Annotated in this window: 1 protein-coding gene; it reads right to left on the reverse strand. The window is 48.7% G+C overall.

Features of this window, described 5'->3' with window-relative positions; genetic code table 11:
* Positions 1–335: topoisomerase C-terminal repeat-containing protein (locus KDM89_RS20915; RefSeq protein WP_212689755.1), on the reverse strand; the 335-nt coding region annotated here is incomplete at both ends.

Below are 335 nucleotides of genomic sequence, written 5' to 3' on the forward strand. Positions count from 1 at the left end.
TTAGGCTTGGCTACGGTTTTTTCGCAGACGTAAGTCAGACCCATTTCGTACACACCACTGGCGCATTTAGGGCAAGGTCCCAAGGCGGTCTGCTGAGAAAAATCGACGCCTTCGGCATCTTCATCATCATCCTGATTCTGGCCAAAGTCGAATTCCAGCTTCAAGTTATTGTGTTCGGTATCCGGCACGATTTTCAAAATCGCAGCAAACGGTCTGCCCATTTTTGAGCGGAAGCCTTGTAAAGGACCAATTTCCCGCTTAGCCAGCAACTCCTCCACTTCCGCAACTTCAAACTGGCGACTACCCGGTACTTTACTCATAGAGAAACTACATTG

The organism is Cognatundibacterium luofuense, assembly GCF_018139685.1.
Taxonomy (GTDB): domain Bacteria; phylum Pseudomonadota; class Gammaproteobacteria; order Burkholderiales; family Burkholderiaceae_D; genus Undibacterium; species Undibacterium luofuense.